The sequence below is a fragment of the Clostridium sp. NkU-1 genome (genome assembly GCA_001312405.1).
In genome coordinates this window covers 162,103-176,787 of sequence record BBDR01000009.1, presented here as the reverse complement: position 1 = coordinate 176,787, position 14,685 = coordinate 162,103, and the positions used below count along the sequence as shown (strand labels likewise).

Below are 14,685 nucleotides of genomic sequence, written 5' to 3'. Positions count from 1 at the left end.
TACTACAATAACCTTTTCTGATGTAATCCGCGTTCCCCTGACAAAGTCCCTGCGGAAACTCTCATAAACAAATCGAGCCCCGATCCTCAAAGACTTCTTAAATTTCTCCAAATCCCGTGCCGTAATTTCTGGATCCTCCTGGCCGGCTTCGACTTCACCGGATATGCCTGTCCCCACCGCCTTAAACGTATACCGGCCTTTGTAGGCTCTTCCTTCACGGGCATAATCATAAATGGCCTGCCGGGGTATGGACAGTGCCACTTCCCATTCCTTGGAAGTACGTTCTCCCAACAGCTTCCCATCATCATATACCGCATATAAATTTTCAAATGCCATGATCCACTTTTCCTTTCTTCACCGGCGGTTCCCGTAGCCTCCGATCTGAACATAAACTTGTATATGTATAAGCCGGCATCGTTGCAGAGAAGGTCATGGCAGGCGGGGCCTTTAATGCTATGGCTGCCTCTGCCGTGGTGATCCTCTGCGCTTGCACATACTGGTTCCGGCGCTCTTTTGGTGATTTTCTCAATCTATCCACTCCTTTTATTTTCCCTTTTATTCCCTGTCGCAAAAAGAACGTACGTTTGCTATAATCCCTATTGAGGTGATGCATATGCCATACATTGATCTATCTGTCAAAAAAAGAAGTTCCCGTAATTGCAAGTTTTAATGAAAAAGGGGATTGCGTGCCTCTTTATTTTCGGTACATATTTTTTGACGGTTCTTTCACTGATATCCAAATTGACCGTATCGCCGAAATGAGAAGAGCCTCCCCATATACTTATTATTTTTGCTACGTGACCACCTACGATATCAGGCACAGGATAAAACTTGTACATCATCGTGATCGGGGAACCTGGTCCCTTAATGCCTATTAAATCTTAATTTTAATCTTCATCTGGCTCTATTTTTAGGTATGAAAATCCCCTTATCGTGCCACTGCCGACCAACACGTCTGTAACGTCTGTGCCTGCCTCTTCTCCTATATTTATCAGCAAAATATCATCCTGCGGGCATTTTTCCAGTAATTTTATCAGTTCTTTTACTAACATGGCTTACCTCTTTCTCCTGGCACTCCAGGAAATCCTAATTTAAATACGGTTTAAAGATATCTTCGTGAGCCCATGCGACAACATTACTCCAACCGGATGCTATTAATTTAAATCCAGTGCCTAATTGATAGTATCCGTTATGAACGCATCTTACATTTTCCGGATATTCTACGGTTACCCAACAATACATATCTTCCTCTGGCAATCGCTCAGTTACCGGAATCCACTTCTGCATCTCCCTGTTGTATGTATTCAATATCAAGCATGCATACTTTCCCATTTGACACTCTGCACATATTCCCTCCAGGCTTCCTGATCAGTGACCTCCTTAGGAAACCGGCACAAGTGATCGCATATATCCTCCATCATGGGAGTGACTATATTCTCCATTTCATTTTGCTCTAACATGAACTTTTACCCCCTTTTCCGCTCATAATCTTCTTAGCCAAACGCTGCCACCATGTCCTCTTTTTCCACATGAAGCATCTACGCGAGTAATAAAGCTGATACACTCCGGTACTGCATGGATACCGTAAGCTGCCCCGGTTTTTATATCTACAATTTTTACAATTTTCTATCATGATTCATTCCCCCTTCCTGGCATACACTCAAAATGTATATGCAGCTTACTTCTTCTCTTGGTTTCTATGTACACGTGCTCCCCGTGGATCTCCTTGCCACAGATAGAGCAAAGATAAACCTTTTCCTGTTGGGGGGGGGCACTGGTTTTCTTTTTACCTGCCATCATCACGCCTCCACATTCTTTGTCCTAACTCCGCTATCAATTCCGCCACCAGCTGCTCCATGAAGGGATACTTCTTCATCAGGACCACGGCCCAGGTGTTCATGCGTTCCCATTCATCTGATCCTCGAGTAAGAATCTTTCCCCGGTAATTGAGCCAGAACTTGTTATACACCTCTTCAAAGGCTTTCTGTACTTCCTGATCCGTCATAGGCTTTCCACCTTCACATAAATCCCAGGGAGATCCGCCCAGTACTTTTCAATCACTTCAGAAGCCACTTGCGCATCGTCCTTCCAGAAGCGCAGCTCTGTCATAACATCCTTAAGGAGCTTTACCAGATTGTCCGTGTCAGGCTTGCTGGTCTTATACTCCCCGTTCTTATGCTTGCCAGTAACAGGAAAACACCACCACGTTGTCAGCCTCACAGGACCGGTGAACCTTTTCTCCGGTACGTGTTGCCCTAAGTGCGCCTGAAATTTCGCCCTTGCTGCTTTCAGCTCTTCCGGTTCATAAAAGACCGGCTTCCCATTAACCACATGAACCTGCTTCTCCTGGTGCGTCACGGTAGGGACCTTTTTCATTGGCATAAAAAATTCAGTCTTGCTTATCATCTTCTGATCCTTCATAGATCTTCACCTCAATTCCACACCTTACCATAAGCCTCACAAAATCTACGACATGCATTGAGATTAGATGACAATCACCCTTACCACCTATTGTCTTGCAAGGAATCCTGTTAATGCTTTGCCGATACTTCGCAACCCTGGGTAACTTAAAGATTACAGGAAGCTCAGGCATACACCTTGTGCGTGCTGCTTAAAAATATCTATCAGTTTTTGCTGTTCCGGTAGATAACCTTTTTCAATTATCTCAATCACCTTCAATCACTTCACCTCTTTAATGTGCAAAATTATTCTTGCTTTTGAAATTCGCCCTGTCATGGGAAGGGGAAGGGAGGGGACGGGTGTCAACTTAGACCCGTCCTTTCCTACCCCATGACCACGTGTAACGGGGGAAAATGTTATATTATAATATAGAGACTTCCCCGCACTACGGGGATTCCTGATTTTAAGACTTCCCCACACATTTGACCTTTTAACGGGGAAGCCTGTTTTTAAGTGTTCCCCGCAATTTATCACTTGACGGGGATTCCTTATCATTCAGGCTTTCCCGTATCTTGCTTTTCATCACTTTTCTGAATAAGACCATCTTCAATTATGTATCCACCATGCTCTTTTACCCTGTCCCGGACGGTTCTTTCTGATATACCAAGATACTCCGCAACCTCTTTTACGGAGGGGGATTCTCCGAAATTACTACCGTCTATTGCTTCTTCAAGAGCTGCCTTTCGGTCAATTTTTCGGTTCTTAGCATTCTTCTTATTCTTTGCGCTCCCTCTTTGCCACGGCGCCTGCTCTGCCTCTGGCTGAATATCTCCCAGGACTCCAGATTGATCCAACGCGTGAACCGGATAATTAAACCATAGATTCACCGGATCGAACTTTGAAAACTCTCTGAGAGTCCCCTCAATCCTCCAGGCGGTCATACCTTTTACCCTGGCCTTTGCAGCTTCGATGCTGCGTTCCAGGGCTGCCATTTGCCACTTATCCAGCTTCTCTTTGCAATAATTGAGCATCTGGAAGCTACTGCATAAATCGTCCTGAGAAAGGTCGTCTTCCCATTTAAAGTGTGCATCAAGGTACTGCCTGCAGGCGTCACAGATTACTCGGTTCTCCTGTTGTTTCATCAACTCTTCTGTGACTTCCAGCTCTATTAAGTCAATAAGCGCATCCGGATCCCTGGCGAATACGCCAGACCCGCTGGCCCGGTCCATGGACTTCTTTCCACCCTGGCTTCCTTTGCTGTGATGATGGCAGTAGATCACCGCCACACCAAGCTCTGTACATACCTTGTCAAACTGGTTGCAGAAATTAGACATCTGATCCGCGCTGTTTTCGTCACCAGTGATGACCTTGTAGATCGGGTCAATGATTATGGCTATGTAATTCTTTTTCGCTGCCCTGCGTATAAGCATCGGGGCCAGCTTGTCCATGGGCCGGGACTTTCCTCTTAAGTTCCAGATATCTATGTTTTTTTAGGTTCTTAGGCTGCCACCCAAGTGCCTGATATACATCTTTAAAACGGTGGAGGCAGCTGGCCCGGTCAAGCTCCAGGTTCACATACATAACCCTTCCCTGCGTACAAGCCCAGTTAAGCCACTGTTTTCCCTCAGCTATAGCAATACACATTTCTATCTGAAGAAACGATTTCCCGGCCTTAGAGGGACCTGCAATCAGCATCTTGTGGCCTTGTCTTAACACTCCATCAATCAGAGTAGGGGCCAACTCTGGAAGGTTCTCCCATACATCATCAAGGCTTTCCGGATCTGGAAGATCATCATTGATGGACTCAATCCATTCTTTCCACTCCGTCCAGCTCTCTTTTCCTATATTAGTATCAACGATAAACTGTTTCTGAGTGCCCCGCATGACACCGGGCATTCTGGATAACCTGGAAGGATTCCGGTTCTGCTGATCAATAGCAAGTCCATTCTTCTTGCAGATATCATAAAGATAATCCACACGCTTCCGGTACTCTGCATAATCAGCAGCATCAATTTTTACAATGGCGTGAAGACTTTTCCCACCGCTATGAACCAGACAGGCCACAGGTAACTCCAGCTCCCGAATAATAGCGTGCTGCTTCTCAATATCCATCAAGTCCGATTCCACCAGGGCATATTTAAAATCAGTTACATTCTCGTTTTTAGCACCTTTTCCGTCCATGGGATTAAATCGGATCCAGGCTCCGCCCTCCGGATCGTAGTCACCAAGCACGCTGCCTATATCCCCATTGCACTGTGATAAGAGCTCAATCAGTTGTCCTGCAGTTCGGTCGTAGGCCCCGCGGTCTGCCGGTACCCACTTTTCTTCATCTTCCTTTTTGTAGCTCTTAACTACATAACCAACATTCTCGCCAGCTTCAAAGAGTGTTTCCAAGTATTTGATAAGCTCCCTCGCTGGATCCCACCGATCAGGCTCAACAACTTCCCGGCCTTCTACCCAATTTCCGTCAACGACTACACCTTCCACCGATATAGTGTCGTTCCAGTCAAGGGCTGTCCCAGGATCATAGGGAGGTGTCCATCCCTGATCCCTGGCATACTGGACAATGGTTCCACCTGTTACCGGAGTACCGGCCCCGTGGAAGCCCCGCCATTTCTGCTCACATTCACCTGCGTGATAGCGCCGGTCATTCATGCTCCAACGGTCCCATACATCAACGGAATACCCTTCATGCTGCAGGGCCATTCCAACATTAACCCAACCCTGGTAGTCAAGCTCTGATGGGTCTATATGATTAAGGACCTCCATGAGGTCGTATGTACTATCCATGTTTCAAGTCTCCTTATTCCGGTATGTATTCCTGCGGATTTACACCTGCAGGAGCTCCCCGCCAACCTGCCGCTGCGATACGGTCAATCATATTTTTCGCAGAATCAAAGTTCCATGTTCCTACGTGCTGGAATCCGTACTTTTCCAGGCAGCGGATCTGTTTCGGTGTGCTTAAGTTTTCTTCCTGCCGCTTGTGCAAACGATCCAGGATTAAGCTGGCTTTTCCAGCATTGTCTATCTGATCAGGGAGAATCCCGCGCTTTTCAAGCTCTCTTTTCTGGCTGTCTGATGGAGGTGCCATTTCCCAACCAAAGGCCGGCACATATCCAGATAGATCCTCTGCCTGGATACTCATTTCAAACTGCAGAGGATCCACCAGCTTCTTTTTACGGTTTCTCATTTCCTTAAGCTGCTTTGCAAGTGCTTCCTCTCTTTGAGCGACAACATCTTCTGCGGCCTGCTTTTCTGCTTCTTCAATATCTATAGGGCAGCCGGCCTTTTCGATGTTCTCCGTCATTTTCTTTGCGACTTCCTCATCCTGACAGATCAGACTTGCAGGATGGCATAATTCATGACGTTCCGTGTGCCATAAGAAGTCCAATAATAGTAAGTGGTCTTTTCCTGGGAATAACCGGGTGCCGCGCCCTACCATCTGGCTGTAAAGGCTTCGGACCTTTGTGGGTCGAAGCACCACAATACAATCTACACTTGGGCAGTCCCAGCCTTCCGTAAGAAGCATGGAATTGCAGAGAACGTTATAATCTCCCCGGTCATAAGCCGTCAGGACCTCCGCCCGGTCTTTGCTGTCCCCATTTACCTCGGCAGCCTTAAATCCCTTTTCATTCAAGATATCCCGGAACTTCTGGCTTGTTTTTACCAGAGGAAGGAATACAACGGTCTTCCGGTCTTTACAATGCTTTTCCATTTCATCTACGATCTGATACAGGTATGGATCCAGAGCCGTTGCAATATCTCCAGACTTAAAGTCCCCTGACTGCATACCAACACCTGAAAGATCAAGCTGCAGGGGAATGGTAAGGGCTTTGATCGGGGATAGAACCCGGCCTTAATTGCTTTGGGAAGCGTATATTCATAAGCCAGGCTGTCAAAACATTCACCCAGGTTTCTCATGTCGCCCCGGTCTGGTGTGGCCGTAACCCCCAGAATGTTGGCCCCTTTGAAATAATCTAAAATCTTTTGGTAACTGTCGGATAAACAATGATGTGCTTCGTCGATAATGATGGTGTCGAAATAATCCACCGGGAATTGTTTTAGTCTCTTTTCTCTCATAAGGCTCTGGACGGATCCAACTACAACCCGGAACCAACTCCCCAGGCAGGTTTCCTCCGCCTTCTCGGTGGCACACCCAAGACCCGTGGCCTTTCCAATCTTATCGGCGGCCTGATCCAAAAGCTCCCCACGGTGAGCCAGGATTAACACCCGGTTACCTCTTCGTACACAATCCTCTGTTACCTTGGCAAACACGATTGTCTTACCACACCCGGTGGGGAGGACCAAGAGCGTCCGTTTGACGCCCTTGTCCCATTCTTCAAAGATTGCAGCCTTTGCCTCTGACTGATAGTTCCTAAGTTGCATTTTTCTTCACCCCTTTTACTGGGGTTGAGACTATACGTCTTATATCCCAGCCCCTTTGAATCCTTTGGTTAACAATGCGATATGGTATATTGCACTTTCTTGCGAATTCCGCTAACGTTAGATTTTCCCCGCCGAAATCAACAATTCTGTTTCCACTTTTGTTGTTGTTTTGAATTACAAAAGTTTCCCACCTGCAATTACCGGGTTCATAGTTACCGTTTGAATCAACTCTGTCAATTGAAAGAGTATCATCATAACCATTCTGCATTGCCCAATTTCTGAATGAAAGATAATCATTATCCCATTCATAGCAAACACGAATCCCTCTTCCTCCATACCTGTAATAATCTGGAGAGTTTTCATCTCTGCATCTTTGTTTCATTCCGACCCAGATATTGTACAGGCGTTCTTTATGCGATAATCCGTGCTTTTTTTACTATGCAACCACAAGATTTTGCATGTCCTGTAGATAAGTTTGAGCTGTTAACCACTATTTGATTGCCACAATCACATTGGCATAGGTATTTGGCTTTTTCATATTTCTGCTGGGGCATTCTTTTGAGAACTACCAGTTTTCCAAATCTCTTTCCTGTATGATCAATCTTTGCTGGCATAGTTAAAACTTCCCTGCTTCAAACTTTTTCGGTTCATACGGAAGGTACTTGGAAATCTTATTGTTTCTCCTGGGCTTCCCTTCCTTATCCTTGTACTCATCTATGTAAAGCTCTAACTTTCCGGTAGATCCAGGGACCGTATTCCAGTTGGGTTTTAATGACTCCCCTTTCTTTTTCTGACCGATCCCAAGGAAGAACTGGCTTAACTTCCATTCAGCCTTAGAGTTCAAGTACAGGGTGTCATATACATGGCGATCATTACCATCTGCATCCTTGACGATCAAGTCCAGGCTGGCCATGTTGCAGGCCGTCATCTTGGCGCTTCCAGGAAACCTTCCGCGCTCCATAGAAGCTACTGTAAATTCATATTCACCGTCTGGGAGGGGTTCAAAGTCCTGGCCCTCGTTTTCGATTTGATCGTCCCAGCCTATTTCTCTTCCCATTTCTTCGTTATTCATAAATCACTACCTCCTTAATTAAATACCAAGCTGTCTTTTTCTTTCATTTCCTTAATTATGTCAAACATCTGATCCCAGGCTCCCACCAATACACCGGCAATAAAATCCGGCGGATAATCAGCGACCGCCATATCTGCAGGAAAGTATCCTCTGGCAGCCACAACATTCTGGATATCCCACTCGTCAACCTGATTATTGATCATCAGATCACGAAGGGCTTTCGGGATCCGTCCGTCAACCTTCACTTCCGGTGGATTTATAGGCCCCGACTTTGTTTCCACTGGTGGAGCTGTTTTCTCTTCCTTTGGAGGCTCCTGATTGCTTTTACTGACTGTACTCCCAGCTTCTTCCTGCCTCGGCTGTGAAGGGGGTGGAGCTGCCTTTCTCTCTTCCTTTACAGGGGTTGCCTGGCCTGTCGATTCTTCAATAATGTGACGAATGGCCCCATATTCAAATGGCATTTCATCAGGAAGCCCGTACCGGTTCTTAGCGTCCCAACAGGAATGATGGGTCGTATACATGACACGCTTGCCACCTTGGGCTTTGTTCTTGCCCTTCTGCGCTCCTTGTCCATCTACGTTGACCACCATAGTCTTATAGTTGCAAAACAGGACCATATCCGCCCATTCCTTTACCATAGGGGCCACCCCCTTGCTAAGCTTCATTTCCCATCGGTCATAAGCACCCAACTCATCCGGCTGCTCAAACTTCCGCATTTTAGCGTGGGCCGTAAGAACTACATTGATACCAACTTTTATCACGTCTGTGAGGAGGTTCAAAAGCTTTCCAAAATCCTCCTGAATGTATATGTATCCCTTTCCATATCCAAACTCTTCAATGCTGCTTTTATGGTTCTTATCACAAACACTGGCAGTACAAAGCATTTCCGCCCAGTCTGCGGTATCAACGATTAAGGTCTTGCAGATACCCGGCGTCCGAATCACCTCTGAAACCTGTTCCATGATCATGGTCCAGCTGCTGGGCTCCGGAAGCCTTGCCACATCCATGTCTTTGGTGCTACCCTCAGTATCAATAAATACCGGATCCGGGAACTGTGCAGCAAACGTCGATTTGCCGATACCCTCCGGGCCGTATACAATAATCTTTTTTGCCCCCGGTAATTTCCCTCTGATAATCTGCATTAAAATACTCCTTTCTTCCATTCTGGCTTCCACCTTCTACAACCGGGTGCTCTTGTCCTGCCACATATCCATCTTCAATGATTATGGAACACTCTTCCCCGGTGCTTACTCGGGTTGCAATAGCCTGCAGGCCCTCTGATTCCAGCCACTCCCCGAACTCCCTAAGTACTTCAAGGTCCATCTGCTCCAGCTTGTCCAGGAGAACGAAACCGCATTCCGGGTTGAGCTTTCTTACAATGGCAGTGGATACTTTCAGTCGATCAGATCCAGACATGTTGTCCCACTGCTGGCCTTTGTAAACCAGCTCGCCATCTTTGATGGAAAGCTCTGGAAGGGGCAACGCCGCCGATTTAAGAAGGTCATTCTTTGCGTCACGCGTGCTATTAAGCTGTTTGGTCAACTGATCGTACTGCCTGCGGTACTCTTTGGCATCGTCCTCCGCCTTTTCCTTGTCAAGATTCGCCCGGACTTTCCTGTTGATCTCTTCAATATCAGAAATGTTCTGCTCCAACTCTGTGGTAGACTGGTCCTCTAAATCCTTGGCATCCATTCTGGCAATGGCAAGATCGGCCCGGACCGCTTCCTGTTTCTTAAGTAACTCCTGAATCTGCTCCATAAGTCTTTGGTCTTCCTGTTCCAGTTGATGGAGACGTTCCTTTTTTTCTCCGGTTCTCACCATTCTGCGCCAGGATATCCTGCTGTTTCTTAATGAGCTCCGAAGCTGATACAAGTTCCGCCGGGGCATCGTTATAATAGGGCTGCTCCTTGGCGTACTTCTCTTTCTGATCCGCAATACGGCCAATGGCAAGCCGCTCATTGTAATGCTCCTGCTCTTCCTTTTCCAGTGTCACCAGCTTGTCCCCCACTCCGATGATCTTAAGAAGAATCTGAGCCTTTTCCTTTGAGGTTGATTCCATGAACTTTGGAAGGTTAAGGGCGAACTGCTCCACAAAGTCATTAAGGAGCTGCTGACCTCCCTTTTGCCCGTTTGGGTCCGTGACCTTAAGGGCGCTGTTCTTTCCCTTCCGCTCCACTACAAGGCCATTGCTCATAGTAATACGCAGGTTCGGAGGGATCACGGATTGTTCCCGCTGGGCCTGTGAGGGTCGGAACTTGTCTCCGCCCAGCACCCAGGCAATGGAATCCAATACAGAGGTCTTTCCCTGATTATTCCTTCCTCCGATGATAGTGAGGCCGTTGGCCGTTGGCTCAATCTTTACGGCCTTAATTCTCTTTACGTTTTCAATCTCTAACTGATTGATTTTCATAGACATTGTTGCAATCCTCCTGTAAATCCCTTATAATAAGGGTGTAAAGTTATTATCAGTTACCTTGATTCCCTGGGAGTTGCAGCTCCTGGGGTTTCTGCTTTTTCATAGTCCTTAGATACTTCATAACGCGAGGGACCGTCATCGAGGTCAAAGGCTTGTCCACCTCCATTTTCGGTAATCCACATACTCACATAACCCACGCCGTTCTCCTTGCGCCACTCTGCCAACAAATCCATGATGGCTTCCAAATCTGCTTTAGGATTTTTCATGATTTCTCACCCCCTCTCACAAAGCTTCCAAATGCCCGCATGTTCCCAAAATCACAATCACACAGGCTACAAAGATGACTGCCGGCAGAAACCACTTCGTAAACTCCATCAAGCGTGACGGGCGGGTGTCGGTGTAATCATCTAGGTTATCAAAGTACTTTTTCATAATAGAATAAACTCCTTAATCTCTTTACTGGTGAGTGGTCTCCCCAGGGCTATGCTAGCCGCCTGTATTGGCGTAAGCTTTAGAGCTTTGCTTAAATCCCACAGCTCATTCAAGGTAAGTGTCCCTGGCTTAGATCGCTTATTCTGAATCGTTCTGGTTGTTACCCCAAGCTTGACCGCCATTGCTTTCTCGCTGCAATCGTAAAGAGCCATATTGCTGGAGATGCAGGCCTGGACCACCCGATTGGACACTTCTTTGTCACTTGGTTTTAGTTTTGGCACTTGAATCCCTCCTTATATAATCTTTGCATGGATATCGCCTGCTACGCTCAGGACAACGGTTGCGGTGCTTGCAGGACTTACATGAATATGTAACCGTAACCATGCCTCACTTCCTCTTTTTCAATGTACTGTTATGTATCCTGGGTCCCATTTGTGAAATACTCAATCGAAACATCAAAGTACTTTGCCAGAGCCGTAAGCTTGTCAAGCTTTGGGGTGTATCTTCCGTATTTCCAATTTGTTAATGTCGCTGTGGAAACACCTGTCTGTTTTGCAACTTTATAATCAGTTACTTTTGCTTTGTCTCTTAGATCCACATATTTCTGGTACAAATTTACACCTCCTAACTAAGAAATCTATTGACATTAGCTAAGTTTTCTAATATAATCAAGATGTCGGTCAAAGTTATAGAAGAAATCCAAGCTAATCGCTTTTGTTTTAGCTTTTATATCAAAGCTATGTCCATATAATAGCATTGATTTCAAAGCTTGTCAATAAGTTTAGCTTATTTTTCGAACTTATTTTTAAGAGGTGCTATATGTATGATATTTTTGAGAAATTATGTAAAGAAAATGGGGTAACTCCATATCGAGTATGCAAAGAAACAGGGATAACTACTGCCACCATTAGCAATTGGAAAGCAGGAAGATACGTACCAAAACAAGATAAGATGAAAAAAATTGCTGATTTTTTTCGGAGTATCGGTTGACTATCTTATGACAGGAGGAGAAGAATCGGAGAAGAAAGAATCAGAGCTTACCGCTAGAGATAAGCGCGATATAGCTAAAGATCTTGATCGCATAATGGAAGAAATCTCAAGCGCAACTGACGGGCCAATATTTTACAATGGGCAACCTTTAAATGAAGAAGATGTGATTTTTCTGCAAAGAGCTATCGAAGTTGCTCTTACAGACGCCAAAAAGAAAAACAAAGTAACCTATAATCCAAACAAAAATAGGTATAAGAAATAGGTTTCTTTTGGGGGTGATGTTTACGTTAAGCACAGAAATACCAAAGATAGTAAAAGGTTTGGTTGATAAATATGGGACTAACGATCCGGGGGAACTGGCCGATTACTTGAATGTAACTATAATAAATATGCCAATGGGGGACAACATTGCTGGATATTATAAATATTTAAAGCGTAGAAGGTACATATTTATCAATTCCAACATAAAGGATAATTCTTACCATAAAGTTATACTGGCGCATGAATTGGGACATGCGATAATGCATCGTACTCAAAATTGCACCTTCATGAATGGATACACACTGCTTTTAACATCAAAGATAGAACGGCAAGCAAACCGATTTGCTGCGCACCTTCTTATTAATGATGAATTGATGCATGACTATGAAAGCTTTACACGGGAACAATTCTGTGATTGCACTGGATATCCGGAGGAACTGATAAAACTAAGGTTAGAATAGCCTATGGCTTTTTTAATAATAAATGCTATTTTAGGAGGGAAATGATATGAAGAAGAGTATTATTGTTACTGTCTTGGCCGTATCTATGCTCACAGCCTGCGGTACCAAAACCACAGAAGTACCAGGTCAAAACGTGATTACCACGGAGTCTGTAACGACGAATGGGTCCAACGCCCAAAATGAAACCGAGGAGCAAGCAGTCACCAAAGCCATTGTGGAAGTAGAGGAACAGGAAATATACAACCAAGATGGAGTTAAAGTAACAGTTAAAGGCTTTGATCAAGATGCTGATGGACCATATCTGAATGTATTGGTTGAAAACGACACTGACAAGAATATAACTGTACAAACAAGAAAATCCAGTTTGAATGGGTATATGGTCGATTTCACTTTTTCTTGTGAAGTAGCTCCCGGGAAAAAGGCAAATGATAAGATTTTAATGGATCTTACGTCAATCGACATAAGTGGAATTGGGAAAATTTACGATATTGAATTTTGTCTCAGCATAAGTGACGAATACTTCATTCCCATTGCTGAAAGCGATATGATTCATTTAATTAGAAATCTTAGTGAGCCATATACGCAAACTTATGATGATTCAGGCACGATAGTTTGCGACCAGAAAAACATTAAAGTCGTCTGGAAAGACTTTGCCTCGGATGACCATTATTCTGCATTACTATTTTATATCGAAAATAATAGTGACGAAGAAATAACTGTTCAAGTTAGAGATACTTCCGTAGATGGTTTTATGGTTGATCCTACCATGTCCATAGATGTGCTCCCTGGAAAAAAAGCTGTAGACACCATGACTATTTATAATTCTGATTTGAAGTCAAACGGGATTACTGATATAAAAAGCTTAGAAACAAGCTTTCATATTTCATCATCAGATTTCACTAGAACTGTTGTAGACACTGAACCAATAACCATTGAACTAAATTAATATATGAAAAAACCGCCCGGTGCTGGTAACACCGAACGGCTTCACATAGATTTTCTCTTACCAGACATCCTGGAAAGATATATTCTACCTGATCAATAGAATTATATCATTTTCGGAACGTCCTGGCAAGGGGCGTATTTTTGTACCCAAAAATAAGTTGTGACATCACAACTCACGAAAGGAAATGATATTATGGCAAAAGCAAAGAAACTTCCCTCCGGATCCTGGAGATGTCTGGTATACAGCCACAGCGAACCCGTATTCGATGAAACAGGAAAGCCCGTACTTGAAAAGAATGGGAAACAGAAACAAAAACGGATTTATGAATCTTTCACCAGTGACGATCCCAGTCCGGCCGGCCGTCGTGAGGCTGAACGTTTAGCGGCCGTGTATGCGGATACAAAAGAACAAAACAAAAGGGTTAAAACCGGTATGACTCTACAAGAGGCTCTGGAGCAGTATTGTACTTTAAAGAGCAACGTTCTCTCTCCCAGTACCCTCAGAGAATATAAAAGAATGATTAAAAGCTACTATTCACCTTTAATTGCACTCCAGATTTCCAGAATAACGGTTGTTCAGATTCAAAAATGGATAAACAGTTTTTCCGTTTCCCACTCCCCAAAAACTACTCGTAACGCATTTGGACTGCTTACTTCAACTTTGACTATGTTTAAATGCTCAAAAACATTAACTGAGGTTACGATGCCTCAGGCTATCATACCCAACTTGTATACGCCCTCTGATAGTGATGTAAAAACTCTCTTAGAATACGTCAAAGGAACACATTTGGAAACAGCCATCTGCCTTGCCGCATTCGGCCCTATGAGAAGGGGCGAAATATGTGCTTTAACTAGGTCAGATATAAATGGTTGCAATATAAGTGTTACAAAGTCAATGGTGAAAGGTGATGATGCTCAGTGGCACATCAAGCCTCCAAAAACAATGGCTGGATATCGAACTATTGAATTTCCAAAATTCGTCATTGACATTGTTTTGAATAATTCTTCCAATGACAGAGTTGTCCCTCTTTCTCCTGACAGCATTACAAAACGATTCATTGACACTATTAAGTTGTTAGATATTCCACGCTTTCGTTTTCACGATCTGCGGCATTATGGAGCTTCAATCCTCCATGCCATTGGCGTACCGGATCAATATATAATTGAGCGCGGCGGCTGGTCTACAGATAATGTAATGAAAACAATATATAGAAGTACCATAACGGAAGAATCTAAGAAAATAAATCATAAAATTAATCAGCACTTTGAAACCATGCAACACGAAATGCAACACAAAAATAAAAAGCCTAGTAAATACTAGA

The 14,685-nt window shown here is 44.4% G+C and carries 25 protein-coding genes; 5 read left to right on the top strand and 20 right to left on the bottom strand.

The features are described 5' to 3' along the window. From JCM10519_RS15170 to JCM10519_RS15095, 20 genes are all read right to left on the bottom strand, one after another. The coding region (locus JCM10519_RS15170) for a hypothetical protein (RefSeq protein ID WP_054740178.1) at positions 1-336 on the bottom strand (336 nt) is incomplete at its 3' end. Continuing rightward, a complete protein-coding gene (locus JCM10519_RS15165) occupies positions 326-529 on the bottom strand; it encodes a hypothetical protein (protein WP_054740176.1) in 204 nt (67 codons plus the stop codon). The genes JCM10519_RS15165 and JCM10519_RS15170, both read right to left, overlap by 11 nt. A 358-nt stretch (positions 530-887) precedes the next feature. Next, entirely contained in the window at positions 888-1,052 is a 165-nt protein-coding gene (locus JCM10519_RS30440; RefSeq protein ID WP_347844344.1) for a hypothetical protein, read from the bottom strand. Between the two features lie 34 nt (positions 1,053-1,086). Continuing rightward, complete coding sequence (locus JCM10519_RS15155) at positions 1,087-1,332, bottom strand: DUF551 domain-containing protein (RefSeq protein WP_054740172.1); 246 nt, start codon at positions 1,330-1,332, stop codon at positions 1,087-1,089. Then, positions 1,311-1,460, bottom strand: a complete 150-nt coding sequence (locus JCM10519_RS30435; protein ID WP_347844343.1) for a hypothetical protein — start codon at positions 1,458-1,460, stop codon at positions 1,311-1,313. Before JCM10519_RS30435 ends, JCM10519_RS15155 begins: the two co-directional genes overlap by 22 nt. Positions 1,461-1,786: 326 nt before the next feature. Then, positions 1,787-2,005 (bottom strand): hypothetical protein, encoded by a 219-nt coding sequence (locus tag JCM10519_RS15150; protein WP_054740170.1) that lies wholly within the window; start codon positions 2,003-2,005, stop codon positions 1,787-1,789. Next, positions 2,002-2,421, bottom strand: a complete 420-nt coding sequence (locus JCM10519_RS15145; RefSeq protein WP_347844342.1) for a RusA family crossover junction endodeoxyribonuclease — start codon at positions 2,419-2,421, stop codon at positions 2,002-2,004. Before JCM10519_RS15145 ends, JCM10519_RS15150 begins: the two co-directional genes overlap by 4 nt. Positions 2,422-2,951: 530 nt before the next feature. Then, positions 2,952-3,848, bottom strand: a complete 897-nt coding sequence (locus JCM10519_RS30430) for an AAA family ATPase (protein ID WP_347844341.1) — start codon at positions 3,846-3,848, stop codon at positions 2,952-2,954. After that, positions 3,781-5,190, bottom strand: a complete 1,410-nt coding sequence (locus JCM10519_RS30425; protein ID WP_347844340.1) for a PriCT-2 domain-containing protein — start codon at positions 5,188-5,190, stop codon at positions 3,781-3,783. Before JCM10519_RS30425 ends, JCM10519_RS30430 begins: the two co-directional genes overlap by 68 nt. Positions 5,191-5,203: 13 nt before the next feature. After that, positions 5,204-6,190: a helicase-related protein gene (locus tag JCM10519_RS30420; protein ID WP_347844339.1), complete on the bottom strand. Its 987-nt coding sequence runs from the start codon at positions 6,188-6,190 to the stop codon at positions 5,204-5,206. Continuing rightward, positions 6,121-6,786, bottom strand: a complete 666-nt coding sequence (locus tag JCM10519_RS30415) for a DEAD/DEAH box helicase family protein (protein WP_347844338.1) — start codon at positions 6,784-6,786, stop codon at positions 6,121-6,123. Before JCM10519_RS30415 ends, JCM10519_RS30420 begins: the two co-directional genes overlap by 70 nt. Then, on the bottom strand, positions 6,776-7,168 hold the full coding sequence (locus JCM10519_RS30410) for a hypothetical protein (protein WP_347844337.1): 393 nt from the start codon (positions 7,166-7,168) through the stop codon (positions 6,776-6,778). Before JCM10519_RS30410 ends, JCM10519_RS30415 begins: the two co-directional genes overlap by 11 nt. A gap of 28 nt (positions 7,169-7,196) precedes the next feature. Further along, positions 7,197-7,400: a hypothetical protein gene (locus JCM10519_RS30405; RefSeq protein WP_347844336.1), complete on the bottom strand. Its 204-nt coding sequence runs from the start codon at positions 7,398-7,400 to the stop codon at positions 7,197-7,199. 2 nt (positions 7,401-7,402) lie between these two features. After that, a complete protein-coding gene (locus JCM10519_RS15120; RefSeq protein WP_054740166.1) occupies positions 7,403-7,858 on the bottom strand; it encodes a DUF669 domain-containing protein in 456 nt (151 codons plus the stop codon). Between the two features lie 14 nt (positions 7,859-7,872). Beyond that, positions 7,873-9,000 (bottom strand): AAA family ATPase, encoded by a 1,128-nt coding sequence (locus JCM10519_RS15115; protein WP_054740164.1) that lies wholly within the window; start codon positions 8,998-9,000, stop codon positions 7,873-7,875. Then, positions 8,888-9,616, bottom strand: a complete 729-nt coding sequence (locus tag JCM10519_RS30400; RefSeq protein WP_347844335.1) for a hypothetical protein — start codon at positions 9,614-9,616, stop codon at positions 8,888-8,890. Before JCM10519_RS30400 ends, JCM10519_RS15115 begins: the two co-directional genes overlap by 113 nt. Then, entirely contained in the window at positions 9,591-10,274 is a 684-nt protein-coding gene (locus JCM10519_RS30395) for an AAA family ATPase (RefSeq protein WP_347844334.1), read from the bottom strand. The genes JCM10519_RS30400 and JCM10519_RS30395 overlap by 26 nt, the downstream gene beginning before the upstream one ends. A gap of 53 nt (positions 10,275-10,327) precedes the next feature. After that, positions 10,328-10,540, bottom strand: a complete 213-nt coding sequence (locus JCM10519_RS15105; protein WP_054740162.1) for a hypothetical protein — start codon at positions 10,538-10,540, stop codon at positions 10,328-10,330. Between the two features lie 162 nt (positions 10,541-10,702). Then, positions 10,703-10,987 (bottom strand): hypothetical protein, encoded by a 285-nt coding sequence (locus JCM10519_RS15100; RefSeq protein WP_054740160.1) that lies wholly within the window; start codon positions 10,985-10,987, stop codon positions 10,703-10,705. Positions 10,988-11,118: 131 nt separating this feature from the next. After that, positions 11,119-11,319: a helix-turn-helix domain-containing protein gene (locus JCM10519_RS15095; RefSeq protein WP_054740158.1), complete on the bottom strand. Its 201-nt coding sequence runs from the start codon at positions 11,317-11,319 to the stop codon at positions 11,119-11,121. Between the two features lie 206 nt (positions 11,320-11,525). On the opposite strand from JCM10519_RS15095, the gene JCM10519_RS15090 reads away from it, so the two are divergent. The 5 genes from JCM10519_RS15090 (at position 11,526) to JCM10519_RS15070 (ending at position 14,684) form a co-directional block, all read left to right on the top strand. After that, positions 11,526-11,696, top strand: coding sequence for a helix-turn-helix domain-containing protein (locus JCM10519_RS15090; RefSeq protein ID WP_054740156.1), 171 nt, complete (start codon positions 11,526-11,528; stop codon positions 11,694-11,696). 7 nt (positions 11,697-11,703) lie between these two features. Beyond that, positions 11,704-11,958, top strand: a complete 255-nt coding sequence (locus JCM10519_RS15085; RefSeq protein ID WP_054740154.1) for a hypothetical protein — start codon at positions 11,704-11,706, stop codon at positions 11,956-11,958. A 16-nt stretch (positions 11,959-11,974) separates the two neighbouring features. Next, entirely contained in the window at positions 11,975-12,418 is a 444-nt protein-coding gene (locus tag JCM10519_RS15080; protein WP_054740152.1) for an ImmA/IrrE family metallo-endopeptidase, read from the top strand. Positions 12,419-12,464: 46 nt separating this feature from the next. Then, positions 12,465-13,364 carry a hypothetical protein gene (locus tag JCM10519_RS15075; protein WP_054740150.1) on the top strand — a complete coding sequence of 300 codons (900 nt, stop codon included), beginning with the start codon at positions 12,465-12,467 and terminating at the stop codon, positions 13,362-13,364. A gap of 192 nt (positions 13,365-13,556) precedes the next feature. After that, positions 13,557-14,684 (top strand): site-specific integrase, encoded by a 1,128-nt coding sequence (locus JCM10519_RS15070; protein WP_054740148.1) that lies wholly within the window; start codon positions 13,557-13,559, stop codon positions 14,682-14,684. The last annotated feature ends 1 nt before the right edge of the window (position 14,685 follow it).